Origin of the sequence: Streptomyces sp. NPDC127097, from assembly GCF_042724075.1 — a bacterium.
Lineage (GTDB): Bacteria > Actinomycetota > Actinomycetes > Streptomycetales > Streptomycetaceae > Streptomyces.
The window spans coordinates 28,446-43,461 of the sequence record NZ_JBHXFI010000037.1; the positions used below are offsets into that span (position 1 = coordinate 28,446).

16 protein-coding genes and 1 tRNA gene are annotated in these 15,016 nt (G+C 68.3%); 5 read left to right on the forward strand and 12 right to left on the reverse strand.

Going from position 1 to position 15,016, the window contains the following annotated elements:
* Positions 1-183: 183 nt before the first annotated feature.
* The 6 genes from ACFWJW_RS25185 to ACFWJW_RS25210 all read right to left on the reverse strand — a co-directional run bounded on the left by ACFWJW_RS25185 (position 184) and on the right by ACFWJW_RS25210 (position 4,815).
* Positions 184-921, reverse strand: coding sequence for a class I SAM-dependent methyltransferase (locus tag ACFWJW_RS25185; RefSeq protein ID WP_387245598.1), 738 nt, complete (start codon positions 919-921; stop codon positions 184-186).
* Between the two features lie 58 nt (positions 922-979).
* Positions 980-2,371 carry a hypothetical protein gene (locus ACFWJW_RS25190; protein WP_387245715.1) on the reverse strand — a complete coding sequence of 464 codons (1,392 nt, stop codon included), beginning with the start codon at positions 2,369-2,371 and terminating at the stop codon, positions 980-982.
* 2 nt (positions 2,372-2,373) lie between these two features.
* Positions 2,374-3,138 carry a hypothetical protein gene (locus ACFWJW_RS25195; protein ID WP_387245600.1) on the reverse strand — a complete coding sequence of 255 codons (765 nt, stop codon included), beginning with the start codon at positions 3,136-3,138 and terminating at the stop codon, positions 2,374-2,376.
* A gap of 39 nt (positions 3,139-3,177) precedes the next feature.
* Entirely contained in the window at positions 3,178-3,762 is a 585-nt protein-coding gene (locus ACFWJW_RS25200) for a hypothetical protein (protein WP_387245603.1), read from the reverse strand.
* A 164-nt stretch (positions 3,763-3,926) separates the two neighbouring features.
* On the reverse strand, positions 3,927-4,226 hold the full coding sequence (locus tag ACFWJW_RS25205) for a hypothetical protein (protein WP_387245606.1): 300 nt from the start codon (positions 4,224-4,226) through the stop codon (positions 3,927-3,929).
* A 79-nt stretch (positions 4,227-4,305) separates the two neighbouring features.
* Entirely contained in the window at positions 4,306-4,815 is a 510-nt protein-coding gene (locus tag ACFWJW_RS25210) for a nucleoside-diphosphate kinase (protein WP_387245608.1), read from the reverse strand.
* Between the two features lie 403 nt (positions 4,816-5,218).
* On the opposite strand from ACFWJW_RS25210, the gene ACFWJW_RS25215 reads away from it, so the two are divergent.
* From ACFWJW_RS25215 to ACFWJW_RS25225, 3 genes are all read left to right on the forward strand, one after another.
* Entirely contained in the window at positions 5,219-5,878 is a 660-nt protein-coding gene (locus ACFWJW_RS25215) for an NUDIX hydrolase (RefSeq protein ID WP_387245611.1), read from the forward strand.
* Positions 5,875-6,288 carry an NUDIX hydrolase gene (locus ACFWJW_RS25220; protein WP_387245614.1) on the forward strand — a complete coding sequence of 138 codons (414 nt, stop codon included), beginning with the start codon at positions 5,875-5,877 and terminating at the stop codon, positions 6,286-6,288. The genes ACFWJW_RS25215 and ACFWJW_RS25220 overlap by 4 nt, the downstream gene beginning before the upstream one ends.
* A 146-nt stretch (positions 6,289-6,434) precedes the next feature.
* Positions 6,435-6,992, forward strand: a complete 558-nt coding sequence (locus ACFWJW_RS25225; protein ID WP_387245617.1) for a flavoprotein — start codon at positions 6,435-6,437, stop codon at positions 6,990-6,992.
* Here the strand turns inward: ACFWJW_RS25225 and ACFWJW_RS25230 are convergent, their stop codons facing one another.
* The 5 genes from ACFWJW_RS25230 to ACFWJW_RS25250 form a co-directional block, all read right to left on the reverse strand.
* Positions 6,993-8,696 carry a mobilization protein gene (locus ACFWJW_RS25230; RefSeq protein ID WP_387245620.1) on the reverse strand — a complete coding sequence of 568 codons (1,704 nt, stop codon included), beginning with the start codon at positions 8,694-8,696 and terminating at the stop codon, positions 6,993-6,995.
* Between the two features lie 4 nt (positions 8,697-8,700).
* The gene (locus ACFWJW_RS25235) at positions 8,701-9,102 is read right to left on the reverse strand and encodes a plasmid mobilization relaxosome protein MobC (protein ID WP_387245622.1); all 402 of its coding nucleotides are present in this window, start codon (positions 9,100-9,102) and stop codon (positions 8,701-8,703) included.
* Between the two features lie 329 nt (positions 9,103-9,431).
* Entirely contained in the window at positions 9,432-10,316 is an 885-nt protein-coding gene (locus ACFWJW_RS25240; protein WP_387245625.1) for a DUF2637 domain-containing protein, read from the reverse strand.
* 207 nt (positions 10,317-10,523) lie between these two features.
* On the reverse strand, positions 10,524-11,687 hold the full coding sequence (locus tag ACFWJW_RS25245; RefSeq protein ID WP_387245717.1) for a DUF3631 domain-containing protein: 1,164 nt from the start codon (positions 11,685-11,687) through the stop codon (positions 10,524-10,526).
* 419 nt (positions 11,688-12,106) lie between these two features.
* Positions 12,107-12,337 (reverse strand): hypothetical protein, encoded by a 231-nt coding sequence (locus tag ACFWJW_RS25250; protein WP_387245628.1) that lies wholly within the window; start codon positions 12,335-12,337, stop codon positions 12,107-12,109.
* 96 nt (positions 12,338-12,433) lie between these two features.
* Here ACFWJW_RS25250 and ACFWJW_RS25255 point away from each other — a divergent pair, with 96 nt between their 5' ends.
* Positions 12,434-13,114 carry a helix-turn-helix domain-containing protein gene (locus ACFWJW_RS25255; RefSeq protein ID WP_387245631.1) on the forward strand — a complete coding sequence of 227 codons (681 nt, stop codon included), beginning with the start codon at positions 12,434-12,436 and terminating at the stop codon, positions 13,112-13,114.
* Positions 13,111-14,814, forward strand: coding sequence for a tyrosine recombinase XerC (gene xerC / locus ACFWJW_RS25260; protein ID WP_387245634.1), 1,704 nt, complete (start codon positions 13,111-13,113; stop codon positions 14,812-14,814). The genes ACFWJW_RS25255 and xerC overlap by 4 nt, the downstream gene beginning before the upstream one ends.
* 47 nt (positions 14,815-14,861) lie before the next feature.
* Here xerC and ACFWJW_RS25265 read toward each other — a convergent pair.
* Positions 14,862-14,934, reverse strand: a tRNA-Arg gene (locus tag ACFWJW_RS25265).
* Positions 14,935-15,016 lie beyond the last annotated feature (82 nt).

Sequence of the window (15,016 nt, forward strand, 5' to 3'; positions counted from 1 at the left end):
GACCGGGGCTTGAGGCGAGGGGAGATCGCTGAGCGGCAGGCCGACGTGAGGCACGGAGGATGCCTCCCCGGCGGGGACGGCTGTGCGTGGGTGGGGTGCCGCATGCCGACCGTTGTCGGTATGACAGCCCTCAAGGGGGTGCGGCGGGGGGGCTATCCGGGTGGTCGGAGGTCTACGTCGTCGCTACTTCGTGGCGACGACGTAGACGCTTCCCCAGCGACGCTTCGGGTTGGCGATCTTGGTGTCGAAGGTCCACGGCTCCACGGTAGCGAAGCCCTCTTCGGCAAAGAGCTGGACGAGCTTCTCGTGGTCGTAGGCCCAGAGGTGGGGGGTGTACTTGGGGTCGTCGTCCTGGTCACGGAAGACGAGGTTGACGAGGTCGAGTCGGGTGCTGATGTCGTTGCGGCAGTCGCGCTTGGCGTACCAGCGTTCGATCATCTCGTCGGCGGGGTTCAGCGGCCCGGGGTGCTGGCTGAGGGCGAAGGCGGCGTCGGGGACGCCGGTGATGATCTTGCCGCCCGGTGTGAGTGCGCGGTGGGCCTCGCGGACGTAGTTCTTGACGGAGCGGGGGTAGTCGATGTGCTCCAGGAAGTGCTCGGAGAAGATCAGCTCAACGGTGTCGTCGTGCAGGGGGATGCCTTCGCGGACATCCCAGAGGAGGTCGGCCGGCGGGACGGCGTCGATGTTGAAGAAGTCCTCGATGCGGTGGGTTCCGCCGCCGATCTGGACCTTGGCGGGCTTTTGGTCGATGCGGCCGTCGGGCCAGGCCCGCTGGCTGGCGTGGTGGTAGCGGTGGAGTTCGATCTCCCACGCCGCAGTGCGGAGTGCTCGGGCCAGGCCGTGGGTGGTGGAGGGGGCGCCCAGTAGGGCGTCGATCTGCTCGCCGAGGAGATCGACCGAGGGCATGCCGAAGTAACTCATGGCGGGGCTCCTGGGGAAGAAGAGGCAGCAGAGCAGCTGTTGGTGAGGGCCGTGGGGGTTACGCGGCGCTGGGCGCCGGGGCGGTCCACTGGTTGTTGCGCATGAGCGTGTACTTGATGTCCACCAGCCGCGGGGCGATGGTCAGGGAGAGCTGCTCGGCCGGGTGGAGATGGCCGGCGTCGTCCTGTTCGGCGCGCCAGACGCGGTAGTCGAGGTTGGGGTAGGCCGGGTTGATGCCGATCTCGCCCTTGGGCATCGTGCCGTTGAACGGGGCGACGATGTCCATGTGGTTCCAGTAGTTCCAGGCTTGCAGGGCCTTGTACTGGTCGAAGTAGAAGTAGAAGTCGGGGTAGCGGCCGAAGGTGCGCAGTTCCCGGTGGATGAGGTGGCCCAGTAGCGGGCCGAGCTGGGTGGAGAGGGCGTCGAATTCCCAGCGCTTGTGATGCCAGGCTTCCGGGGCCTCCCCAGGGGCGAAGAGCCGGGCTGCGATGAGGTGGCTGATGCGTTCGACCAGGTAGTCGGTCGCGTGGTTGATCTCGATGGTCGGGTCGACCTGGTGGATGAGGTCGGCCAGCTGGCCGGGCCTGGGGCGGAACCTCGCGAGGTCGAACTTGCCCGCCATGTTTGGGTAGGAGGCGAAGAGCATCTCCTTGTAGAGCCAGTTGTTGAGCTCTCCGATGTCGGCCAGGCGTCGTGTGTGCTGCGAGCCCGAGTGGAGCATCAGGTACTCCGCCAGCGCCTCGAAGTACAGGTAGCCGAGGATCGGTAGGCGGGGGATGGTCTCGTCGAGTAGGCCGAGGAAGGGCCTGGCGGCGATGCGCGTGCCTCGGTAGGCCACGGCCGCCGCGGTGGCGAGGAAGGCGGCGGAGTTCTTCACCCTGGCCACGACGGTCTCGCGTAAGCGGTGGCGCTCGCTCTTGCTCAGCAGGTATTCGAGGTGGCAGTAGATCCGTAGGTGGATGAGGCCCAGCCGGAGATAGTCCACTCCCGCCAGTCCTTGGTACGCCTGCGGTGGGCTGTTGATCTCGAAGATCAGTGGGGTGGGTACCCGGTCGGTGACGCCGAGCTTGGCCAGGAAGGCCGGCGCCTCCTTGGTTAGGACGTAAGCGGCCAGGTTGTGCATCCGCAGGCCCCGGTCCGTAGCCGTGAGCGGGGCGCAGTAGATGCTGCCGACGAGGCAGCCGCCGGACGGGTAGAGGACGCCTTGCTCGTTGATCTGTTCAAGGGCGTGGGTGACGTGGAGGAGGTGCAGTGTGCCGTTGCCGTTGAGGGCGTCGAAGAGGGAGTTCTGCCGTAGCAGGTGCCCGTTCGGTGTGGCGGCGAGCCGCTCGTCCCAGGTGGCCGACTGCTGAGCCAGCGGGTCGTTTGTGTCGGCAGGGCTGGGGATGAGGGTGGTGTCGTAGAAGGCGTGGGCGTCGGCCCAGAGGTGGTAGGCGTCGAGGAAGTCCATGGTCACGCCAGCTCCTTCTCCGCAAGCGCGTACAGGACGGCCGCTGGGCTGTGGGCGCCGGCAAGGTGGGCCTTCTCGGAGATGTTCACGAGGTCGAATGCGAGGCTGCGGAACGTGTCGAAGGCGGGCTCTTTGACGTGCTGGGCGTTCGGCCACCACCTGGTCTTCGGCAGGCGGTAGCGGTCCAGGGCGTCGGCGGCCTTCACCACGTCGCAGATGATCTGGGTCCGCAGGTAGTCGGCTTGGTCGTCGGGGCTGAATGCGCCGTAGGGCACGTCGTGCAGTCGGATGGCGGTGGCAGCCCGGGTGACGCGGCGCGGTGTGGCCGTGAGGTCGAAGCGGCCCCAGACGGTGTCCGCGTTGGCGGCGAGCCAGATCGCCGCGCGTTCCCCGTGGCCGCGGTCGTCCTTGTCGTGATGGCGCTGGCAGTCGTGGACGGCGGCGGCAACGATGGCGGTGGTGGTGTCGGCGTCGTCCAAGCCGTTCGCCTCGGCGAGGATGGCGGCCAGTGCTGCGGTGCGCATGGCGTGCCGGACGCCGTGGATCGAGTCGTACAGACGGGGCTCGGCCATCCAGTCGTGAGGGAGTGCGGCTCGCCGTAGGAGGTACTGCGGGAGCGGCCGGAGGGCCGGCTGCGGCGACGGTGGGAGATCAGGCCGGTTCGCTGTGATCCAGTCGATGGTGGCCTGGTCCATGTACTGGTGGAGCGGCAGCTGCCCGCGGGCAGCAAGGTCGATCAGGCTTGCGGTCGTTGGGGTCGTGCTCATCAGTGCCCACCCCCTGGTGGTCTCCGCGGTGAGGTGCTCCTATCGGATGGGCGCGGTTTGCCGCTCGCGCTCCTTGCGTTCCTTCTCAGCGGCTTCGAAGGCGGCGGTGAACTCTGCCAGCTCCTGCTCGGTCATCAGGGTGACGCCCAGCTCGTTGGCCACGTCCGTGATCGTGGCTACCGCCTCGGTGCGAGCGGCGTCGGAGGCGCCGTCGGCCAGCAGCACCTCGAATTCGGCGTGGTAACCCCATGCCTCGCTCCACTTGACCGCGATCTCGACACCGTCGAAGCGGAAGTTGTGCCGAAGGTTGGACGCCTCGTGCATCGCTCCCTCGAACCCGAGAGCGTTGAACAGCTTCACCGCGGCGCCCACGTCGGCCGGGGCGATGGCGAACTCGGTCTCTGCGAATGCGGCGCCCTGGCCGATCTTGCTTCCCTTGAGGGTGATCTTGGCGGTGCCGGCAGCCGTGTTGTCGGTGACCTTCAGCAACTGGTCCGGCAGTACGTAGAAGTAGATGTGCTTGTCGTCGGGGCCCAGGTCTTCGCCGCCCCTGTTCAGACGGTCGACGAGCTGGTCACGGGCTTCTTTGCTGAAGCGGGCGCGCATCTCGATCTCGATGGGCATGGGCGTGTCGCCTCCTGAATCAGGCATGACGGAGCCAGCCGGACCGGCGCCAAGGGGGTGGGTGGCCGGTTCGGGCGGCTGCTGCTTCTGCGGTTGTGGGTCAGGGGCGGGGCGGTGCGGCCGTTACTCGGCCCGGCTCACCACCCCGCCGGATGGATCACTGGTCAGTCCAGGTCGCCGAAGCGTTCCCGGACCACGCCTTCGTGCAGGTAGGTCGGGAGCTGGATGCCCCCCACCGAGGTACGGCTGGTGGCCACCTGCTCTTCGGTGTCGCTGGGGAAGCCCTCCAGGAGTCGCAGGCACTGCTGCACCCACTCACGGGACTTGGGCCGGTCCCCCAGGTCGCGGTGGCGTACCGCCAGGGCGTACGCGGTCTCGGTGGCGGCCCACCGGTCTGTCGTCAGTTCGCGCTGGAAGACGGACTCCAGCTCCTCGGCGGAGGCCAGGCGGGTCTGGATGGTCATGATTTCCCCTCTGAAGTTCGGTCGTGCACTGGTGGTGCTCAACGCATCGGCGCCCCCGCGGTGACGCCGTAACCCGCCGTTAGTAGGTGTAGATCTCCGCGAGGGTCTTGTAGTCGTGCAGCTCGTCCTTGTCGAACCACAGCTCGACCTCCTGCTGCGCTTCCTCCTTGTTGCCGGAGGCGTGCACGAGGTTGGCCACGGCCTTGCCGGAGGCGATGCTGCCCGCGGCGCTGTAGTGCGAGAAGTCGCCTCGCACCGTCCCCGCAGGCGCCTGGTTCGGGTACGTGCTGCCGACGATCTTCCGCACCGTGGCGATGGCGTCGAACCCTTCCAGCACCAGCGCGATGACCGGCCCCTGCTGCATGAACGTCGACGTGAAGCGGTAGACCTCCGACCCCAGCCGCTCCTCCAGATCGAAGTAGTGGCGCCGGGTGAACTCCTCGTCCATCCACTTCATCTTCGTGCCGACGATCTTCAGTGCGGCTTCCTCGAAGCGGACGATGATCCTTCCCGCCAGGCCACGCACGAGCGCATCGGGCTTGAGCAGGACGAGCGTGCGCTCAACGGGGTTTCCCTGATCCTCAGCCATGGAGTCCCTTTCGGCTTGTGTACATGGGGATTGACGGCAGATCAGCCGCCAGGTAGCTGAGGTTACCGGCGCCCACCTGCTCGACCGGACGCTCGGATCATCCCCCGGAAGCCGCACACCGGGAGGCGGCACGATAGGGCTGAAAACAGGGACTCATTTCAGCCAAGTCCCATTGCACGCCTACTCGTTGGAGGTGCTCACCTAGACTCTCCTTTTGGTCGACCGGCGCTCTTGCGCACAGGTGGATTGGCCGCTCAGGGCGTCTCCTGCGGCTCACTCCGCCCTGGTGACCATCATTCTTCCGAGTCACCTACGGGACGGCCATGAACCGCCAGTGCAGCCGGAGTGCACCTTCAGTGCGCGAGTTCGTGCACTGAGAGCGGGGGAAGGAGGAGGGGCGGACGTGGACGTGATCGAGGTCTGGAGCGGCCGTCACGCCTGCCTGCTACAGTCCGCCCTGCGCCTCACCAATGAACAATTCGCGGGTCGGCTCGGCATCGCGGTACGGACCGTGGCGGCCTGGCACGCCGACCCGGCCGTAGTGCCGCGCAAGGAGATGCAACAGCTCCTCGACACTGTTCACGAGAAGGCCCCGCCAACGGCACGGCAGCGGTTCGCGCTTCTGGTCTCCGCTGAACGCGGCGCGTCCGCACCGGGCCCAGCAGGTGCGCAGGCCCTGCGCGTCGCGATCGCCGTCGTCATACGTGACAGCGAGGTGCTGCTCGTCTGCCGGCGAGACGATGACGCAACGGGCCTCAGCTGGCAGTTCCCGGCAGGCGTGATCAAACCAGGCGCCAGAGCCGAGACGGCGACCGTGCGGGAAACGCTGGACGAGACCGGTGTGCACTGCGCGATCCGGCAGCATCTCGGAAACCGGCTTCACCCGGTGACCGGCGTTCAGTGCGAATACTTCCTGTGCGAGTACCTCGCGGGCCAGGCCACCAACTCCGATGCCGTCGAGAACATCGACGTGATGTGGGTTCCCAGAAACGCGGTGACCCGTTTCATCCCCGTCGATACGATCTTTCCACCCGTGCTTGCCGCCCTGGAGGAGCAGACGTGACGCAGCAGACAGCCGATGAGCGCCCCGGCATTGCAGCGGCCATCATCGTTCACGAGGGACGCGTTCTGATGGTCCGGCGCCGGGTCAGTGAGGGGAAGCTCTCCTGGCAGTTCCCGGCCGGCGAAGTCGAGCCTGGCGAAACCCGCGAGGACGCCGCCGTGCGGGAGACTAAGGAGGAGACCGGACTGAACGTCTCCGCCGTCAAGCTGCTGGGCGAGCGTGTCCACCCGGCAACGGGCAGGCATATGTCCTACACCGCCTGCGAAGTGGTCAGCGGAACCGCGCATGTCGCGGACACCGAGGAACTGGCCGAGCTTGCTTGGGTGGCTCACGACCAGATCCCCGAGTATGTCCCGTACGGCCTGTTCGGGCCAGTGCAGGAACACCTGGACGCCGCTTTCGCCAGCTAGCCGGCCCGCCCCCACGCTGCCTCCGGCTTGCGGTCTGAATGGCGGCCTGGGAACGCCTGATGCCCTCCTTCGCGACGCGCGGGGGAGGACATCGACCGTGCCGTGTCTGAACCGCATGACTGCTGCCGACAGCTTGGAGTCCTTGCGTGAGCGATCAGCCTGACCAGCAGAAAAAGAAGCCCTTCCTGTACGTCGTCGTGTGCGCAGCCGGAATCGCTGGCGACGTCGGCAAGCTGATCATGGCTGCCCAGGAGGCGAACTGGGACGTCGGCGTGATTGCCACGCCGCAGGGCTTCGGCTTCATCGACGCCAACGCCGTGGTGGCCCAGACCGGCTACCCCATCCGTTCGGCTTGGCGCTCGCCCGGAGACCCTCGCCCGCTGCCGCCCGCCGACGCCATCGCGGTCGCCCCGGCCACCTTCAACACGATCAACAAATGGGCCGCTGGGATCTCCGACACCCTGGCCGTGGGCATCCTGTGCGAGGCGTACGGCTTCGGCATTCCGACCGCCGTCCTGCCGTACCTGAACTCGGCCCAGGCCGCCCACCCCGCGTACCGGCAGAGTCTGGACCGGCTGCGCGAGATGGGCGTCCTGATTGGCGCGTACGAGCCTCACCGGCCCAAGGCTGGCGGCGGGGCCGACCGCTTCCGCTGGGAGGAGGCGCTGGAACTGCTCACGCCCCAGCTGTCCAGCCGGATGTGATCAGCGCCGTCGCCCTCGTGATGGCTGCGAGGACGGAACGGCTGCTGCCGGGTGGATCGGAGCAGCGGTGGGGCGTCGTGTGGTGCTCTGCATCTTGGCTGCCTGCGCCCAGGGACCGGGGACGTGGCGTTGGCCAAGACGTTGGATGCGCCAGGTCAGTGCGCGGGCGGGGTTGCGGGCGTCGTCCAGGGTGCGCTGATTGACGGCCTGGTCGAGGACGGTAGCCGCGTTGTGCCCCATCGCCTCTGCTTCGGCGAGCACCGCAGCGAGCGCGTCCCAGGCACGATCCTGCAGGATCCGCTCGGCGTACTCGGGGACGGCCTGCTGGATGTGGTGGGCGTAGCGGTGCTTGGTCTGTAGAGCGGGAGCATGTTGGGCGAGGTTGTCGAGTACCGGCTCGGCGATCTGGGCGTAGGCGGTGTGCAGGTGGACGAGCGCCTGCTGGGCTGCTGCCTCCTGCTGGGCGTGCTGGTGCTTGCGGTGCCAGTGCATCGCGAAGGCCACTGCGATGAGCGCCGCGTCGAGCAGCATGGCCAGCCCAGAGCCGTCGCCTACCGGGGCGCTGTTGAGCCAGATTGCCTGGACACTGCGGCGCAGGACGCGGGTGCTGTCGCGGTCGGCGGTGAAGCGGGAGCGGGTGGCGCGCTCGAAGACAGCGGCGGCACGTTCCAATTCGGCCTTCACCGCAGCTGGTGCGGTCTCCGGCAGCAGGTCCAAGGCTGCGCCGAGCGCTTCGAGCTGTCCTTGGGCCACGCGGTCGTCGCCGTGGATGAGGTGGTGGGGGATGCGTTCGGTGGCGGCAGTGGCCTGATGCCAGGGATCTTCGGGCTGGGCAGCGACCGGCTCGGTGCCGGTGTCGGTGAGGCGCTGGCGGATCTTGGGCAGGGACAGGTCGCCCGCAAGAGTCGAGCCGGCGTACCAGACGGGTTCGTTGTCCTTGTTGACGTCGCCGGGCAGGGCGACGCTGTAGCCGGTCACGTTGCCGGACGGCTCAGTCTTGGGCCGCACGGTCATGCCAGTCGCTTCCAACAGCGCGAAGAACTCGGTTTCGCTGGATGCGGCGGCCACCGCGCGGCGTACCCGCAGGCGCAGGACCTCGCGGGCCGTGGCGTTCTGGCCCAGGCGCTTGGCCTTGAAGTGCTCCTTGCTGGTGGGGCGCTTGGCGGCGGTGCCGTCGCCGGGCTTGAGCCGCCTGAGTCCGTAGTCGACTTCGATCTTGCGGGCCTCGCTCTGGACGGCGCGCTTGTCGTAGTCGCGTTGTGGGCGGCGGCCGTCCTGGCGGACGAGGGTGGCGGCGATGTGGATGTGGTCGTCGGCGTGGCGCACTGCCACCCAGCGGCACGCCTCCTTGTCCCCCTCAGGGGCAATGCCGGCTGCGGCCACGATCCGGCGGGCGATCACCGCCCACTGCTCGTCGGTCAGGATCGGGTCCTCGGGCGCGGCCCGGACGGGACAGTGCCACACCGTGAACTCGGGTGCCTTCTCGCCCAGCATCTGCACGGGCTGGTCGAGCTGTGCGGCGAGCTGGTCCATCACGTCTTTCGGGTCGCGGTGCGGGCTGCGACCGGGGTCGGGGGCGAAGTCGTTCCAGGACGCCACCAGGTGCGGATCGATGTGCTCGTTGGCCCGGCCCTTGCCGAAGAGGTAGCCGATCGTGCGGCGCGTGGCCTTCGGGCCCTTGCCGAGGATGATCTTCGGTATCACCAGCTCACCGCCCCGTGGTCACCCGGGCGACGGCGGCGTCAACTTCGGCGATCGATGCCTCGACGCGCTCCAGCAGCCGCTGCACGAGTTCCGGTTGCGGCCAGGCGCCGTCCTTGTTGAGGTGCCAGGTGAGCTGGTTGAGGTTGCTGCCGACATGGCCGAGCTGACCATTGGCGGCCATCAGCGCCTTCACCATGGCGCGGTAGTCGGCGACGGCCGCGGTGGGATCGTCGGCGCGGGCAGCCGCGAGCGAGCTCTCGGCGACGTAGCCACCTGGTGCCATGTGGCTCAGGTCAGCGGCTTTTCGGACGAGGTCGAACTCGTCGTCGTTGTATCGGGGGTGGAAGCGATGCTCGCGCAGCTGCTGGTCACGCAGTCGACGACGCGGAGCGGACTTCTGCGGCACGTTCGACGACGGCGTGTTGGTCCCTCCCTCGGTCGGCTCCCCAGGGCCGGCCCACTCCGGCGCCCCCTCGGCGCCGGACGCCTCCGCTCCAGGGGCGGAGGCCGGGTAAGGACTCCTTACCCGACAACTTGCTGCGCTGTTGAGGCCGGTAGTCATCTCCGTCTGGGGGGTGTGGAGTTCGCGCTGCGGGTCGTGCATGGGTTGGTTCTCCGTGGGGTGCTGGTGCTGGGTGCTTCGCCGTGCGCGGCACCCGTGCCCCTGCGCTTGTCTGCTGTCTGCACAGGGGCACGGGGCGAGCCGGAAGGGGGCGATCGGCGCGATCGCAGGGGTCAGCCGGTGCCGACGGGGGCTGTGCCGAGTTCCCTCTGCCGCTGGGAGGAGGCTGCGTCGAGTTCGGATTGAAGGATGTCCTTGAGCTCATCCGCCTCCTTCCTGCCGATGGTGAGTTCCTTGCTGCGGAACGTGTCTTCGATGTGGCGGCGCGAGGCGCGACCCTTGCGCCCCAGTGGCGCGGTGCGCGCGATGGCGAGGCGTTCAGGGGAGACCTCGCTGGGCTTGTGGTCCTGCGATTCGGCGGGAGATTGCGGGTCCCCAGCCACGTCGGTGCTGTCCGGAGCCACGTCGGCGGGACCGTCAGCCACGTCTGGACCCGTTGGCTCCGGCACATTGGGAGCCTCTCCTGCCGGGTTAGTGGCCTCGACGCCGTCGGTGCCGTTGTGGCTGTGGTCGTTGGTGTTGTGGCGTTCGGTGGCGTCGGCCTCCTGGCGGCGAAGTGTGGGGTGCCGGCGGATGACGATGTAGAGGTGGACCGCGCCGGCAAGGGCGAGCGGGGCGATGGCGGACAGCGCACCGACGGTGAGGTCGCCCAGCCTGAGACCGTCGCCTTGGTGGCTCTGCTGGTTGAGGCGTACGGCGTGCAGGGCGTTGGCCCAGATGCTCGTCACGGTGGCCAGTCCGACGAGCGCCCACACGTACGCGCGGGAGCGCAGAGGGGCGGTGCGCAGCATGAGCAGGGCGCCGCCCCCGATGGCGATGAACCCGTCGATCACGAGCGGGAAGGCGTAGGTGAGCAGCCCGCGGATGTGGATGGCGACGGCCATCTGCCGCAGGGCATCGTAGGAGAGCGCGAAGGCGAACGCGGCGAGCAGGGCGATGCCGAGGCGGATGGCGGCGGTGCCCGGTATGGCGGGCCTGGTGTTGCTGAGGGAGGTCAAGCGGAGGTTCTCCAGGTGGGGTTGGGCGGCGGCCAACCGATGCGGGGAAGGGGTGGCCGCCGTGTGGTGCGGTGACTCGTACCACTCGTTGCATGCCTGGTCAGAGCAGGTACGAGTGGCGTGGTGATGTCGACTCGACTCGTTGCGGGCCTCGCACTCGTCCCCGCGCTGACCTGCGCGGGGACGAGTGCGACGAGTCGAGTCGGGTCAGGCTGCGGTGCCGGGGAGCGGCTCAGCCACCGGCTGAGCCGACTCGGCCGGAGGCTTCGGCTCGGGGCAGTAGCGCTTCCAGGCGTCGAGGAACTGATTCCGTGCGAAGCCCTTGGCTTGGGTGCCGTCGGGGAAGCGGCGGTTGGCCGAGCTGATGCCGTAGGGCTTGAGCAGCAGCTGTAGGGCGCGCGGGGTCATGCCGTTGGCGCCGTACTCCGCCCATGGCGCTTCCTTGTCCGCGTTGAGGTGCTCTAGCAGGCGCTTTGTGCCCAGTACCGCCGGATCGTTCTCGGCGGCGAAGGCCCGGCGGATGCCGACCAGGAGGCGGGTCCGCGTCCCGCCCTCCTCGTCCTGCCCAGCCTCGTAGTCGGTCATGACGCGGCAGGCGGTGCGGACCAGCGTGGGCCACTCGCCACCGGCGAGGTCGGCGATGACTACCAGGGGCTCCCAGGTGTCCGCCGCGCGGTCATCCACCGGCATGGCCGGCTCCATGTCCATCGCCTGTGCGTGCAGCGGCTGCAGCCAGGCGGTGAGCCGGTCGCGGATCGCGTGCAGGGCAGGGGTGTCGCGAACGGTGCGGAAGTGCGCCACCTTCTCCCCGTCCGCCCGGCGGCGCATGCGGATGACCACAGACCGGTCCATGACCGTGTCCGGCAGGTCGCCGATCCCGGCGAGCGCCGCCATGGCGAAGGTGGGGAACTTCTGCGGCTTGTGCTCAGGCCCGGACACCCGCAGCGTCGGCCGGTTGCGCTGGTGGCCCGCGTTGATCAGGCCGCGCACCTCCTCGTTCTTCTCCGCCGCCTTGGTGGTGCCGAAGAGGGTGTCGGCCTCGTCGACCAGGAGCGTGATCGGGTCATCGTCGTCGATCGACCGGAAGATCGCCGCCGGGCTGGCGTTGACCGTGATCAGGGGGTTGTGCACCGTCTCGGTGATCACGTCCAGCAGCCTCGACTTGCCGCACCGCTTCTCTGGCGCGACGATCGCCAGGCGCGGCGCGTGCTGCCACGCACGCTGCAGGTGCGTAGCCGCAACCCACAGCGTCACCGCTGTGAGGGCCTCCTCGCTCGGCATCGCCACGTACCGCTTGATCTGCGCCCGCAGATCAGCCAGCACCTCCTCGCCCTCCCGCAGAGGGCCCATGGGCGCCCTACCGCTCATCATCGGAGGCTTTGGTGCCGACGGCTGATCCCCCGCAACGCGCCCCGGCTGCTCATCGGCATCTGCGTCTTGCTCATCGAGCAGATGGGCTCCCGGCTGACCAGGGATCGCGGCCTTCGGCCAGACGGCCTCGGCGGGTGTGGAATGGGCTGGCGCGGAATGCGCATCGGGTGTCGTAGGTTGCACAGGGCAGCTCCTCATCTGGCGGTTACGGGCTTGCCCGCCCTTGCCGCCGGGTTGGTTCACGTGAAGCCGTGCAGGGGTGTTGCTCGGGCCTCCGGCGTTGCCCCGCCGGAGGCTCACCCACGTCACGCGGCTGCTCGACCGCGGCGAGGGACCACGGACAGTACGTCCACGCCCCGCCGCAGTCCAGCGCTTCTGTGTCAGCTCAGCGCAGACACGCCTGCTACGGTGCCCTGCTCTCACGCCGCCAGGCCCAGCAGTTCCAGCAGGTCCGCCGTCACCACTCGGTAGGCGTTGCCCAGCCGCAGCACCTTGCACGGGTACTGGCCGCGCTTGGCCAACGCATAGCCCTTGCTCCTCCCCAACCCGAGTGCCCGGCTTCCTGTTTCCAGGTCAACGGCAGCAGGGAGGGCGAGAAGGTCCTCCCGACTCATCCCCTGCGGCCGCCCGGTCATCGCGTCCTCGCGCATGCAGTGCGCCCCTTTCGGTACAGCCCTCGGCGAACGCGGGTGTCACGTCCGGCTCCAGGCGTCTACCAACCAGGATGACCGAGCTAATGTGTCTACATGACACAACGCAGATCCGATGATGAAGAGGACGACGTTCCCGAGTGGGCGGACCGCGTCAAGGCCAACGTGGCCGGCGAAGTCCGGCGGAGAAGAAAGGACATGGGATGGAGCGCGCAAGACCTGGCGGACCAGTGCGAGCGGCTCGGGCATCCCATCCCGCGCAACGTGATCGCCAACATGGAGTCCGGACGCAGGGCCAATCTCCCGCTGGTGGACGTCATGGTCCTGGCCGCCGCCCTGGAGACCTACCCGGCATGCCTGATCTTCCCCGTTGGCTACGTCGACCAGACGCAGGAACTCCCCTTCCAGGACCTCGTCCCCACCCGGGAAGCGCTACAGCGCTTCACAGGCGAGCAGGAGGTGCCCGGGTACGACGCCGGCCTGCTCCCCGACTTCGAGCTTCACGACAGCCTCGTGCGCACCGCGCTCGCCGCGCTCGAAGAGGAAGAGCAGGCGCGGTTCGCAGCCAGGACCGCGACCGGACGCGCCCAGCATGAAGAAGCCGAGCGCAAGCGAACGCAGTACGCCGACCAGGCCATCTCCGCCAAGTACAAGCTCCGCTCCCTCCGTCGGGACATCCGCGACGAAGGAGCCACCCCACCTGGTCTGCCACCCGCATTGGGCGACGTCGACCCGCCCGAACCGGATATCGAAACCACTCAGGAGGAACGCCTTTGAAGGGCTCCACCCACCGCCGCTGCTACTGCCGCGACCCCAAGACCGGCAAACCGCTCGGCAAGAACTGCCCCAAGCTCTCCAGCCGCAAGCACGGCTCGTACTCCATCCGTCAGGAGCTCCCGCCCCGCGAGGACGGCACGCGCCGCTCCTTCAGCCGCGCCGGCTACGAGTCGCTCAAGGCTGCCCAGGCCGACCTCGACCACATACGCGCGCTCCTCGGGCTCGCCGAATCCGACGACCCCGAGGGGCTTGCTCAGATCGCCGCGCTGCTGGAGAAGGTGGCTGACGAGAAGGCGCCATTGCCGGACATCGAGGCGACCCGGCGCCGCCTCAGCCACGGCCTCGACCTGACCAGCAGGCTCACCGTCGGCGAGTGGCTGGACATGTGGCTGGCGGGCAAGAAGGGGCGGCAGAGCGCCATCAGCCGCGATGAGAGCAACATCCGGGTCCATCTCAAACCGCGTATCGGGGACCTGCGGATGGACCGTCTCCGTGTCAGCCACCTGTCGGAGATGTTCGAGGCCATTGCCGAGGCCAACGTCGAGATCGCTGAGGGTAACGCCGCGCGCCGCAAGGCGTTCGAGGACCTTGCCCAAATCCCTTGGAAGGGGCGTGAGCATCGCGCCCGCCGCAAGGCGATGAAGGCGGCCATCGCCGAGATGGAGCCCTACCGCCGCATCGTGGGGCCCGCTACGCGCCAGCGTGTGCGCTCCACGCTGCGGGCCGCGCTGAACGCCGCGATCGCGCAGCAGCTGATCACCTTCAACCCGGCTGCCCACGTCGAGTTGGAAGCGGGCAAGCGCCCCAAGGCGCTCGTGTGGACCGAGGAACGCATCCTTCACTGGAAGCGGACCGGAGAGAAGCCCTCACCGGTGATGGTCTGGACGCCGGAGCACACCGGCCTCTTTCTCGACCACGTCGCGGAGGACCGCCTGTACGCGCTGTGGCACCTGATCGCCTTCCGTGGGCTGCGGCGCGGCGAGGCGTGCGGTCAGAGGTGGGCCGACACGCGCCTGGACGCCGGGCTCATCACCGTCGCCAAACAGCTCGTCGTGGACGGCTGGGAGGTGTATGAGGACGATCCCAAGACCGATGCCGGCGCGCGCACCATCGCGCTCGACTCGGACACCGTCCAGGCCCTTCAACGGCACCGCGTCCAGCAGGACAAGGACCGCAAGGAGTGGGGGAGCGCCTGGGTGGAGACCGGGCGGGTCTTCACCCGCGAGAACGGCGAGCTGCTCCACCCTGCCAACGTCACCCGGCGGTTCATCGAGCTGTACGAGGAGATCGGCCTCCCGCCGATCCGGCTGCACGACCTGCGCCACGGAGCGGCGACTCTCGCCCACGCGGCCGGGGCCGACCTGAAGGGCATTCAGGAGATGCTCGGCCACTCCTCCATCACGATCACGGCGGACACGTATACGAGTCTGCTCCCCGAGGCGGATCTGGCGATCGCCGAGGCCGCGGCCAGGCTTGTGCCTCGCACGCGCGCCGCCACCGAGGACACCGCCTTGGCATCCGAGCCCGAGTCCGATGAGGTCGAGAAGACGGATCCCGAGCCTGAAAAGGCTGACGAACTCTGTCAGGAGTCCATGCCGGACCGTGCTGATCCGTCGGGCGGAAATCCGGGGCCTGGCGACCCGTCCGCTCACGCACCGCTCACGCATACGGCCCCGGACGAGGAGTCCGAGGCCGAATAGAACGCCTTCCTGGGGGAGAAACCCCAGGTCAGCGGCTTAAAGCGCTGTGCCCCCGGCAGGATTCGAACCTGCGACACCCGCTTTAGGAGAGCGGTGCTCTATCCCCTGAGCTACGGAGGCATGGGATGGAACCCCTGACAGGGTAGCTGATGGGTTCGCTGGAGATTGCTTGTGTGGGGGGTGGCGGGATGGCGGGGTGGTG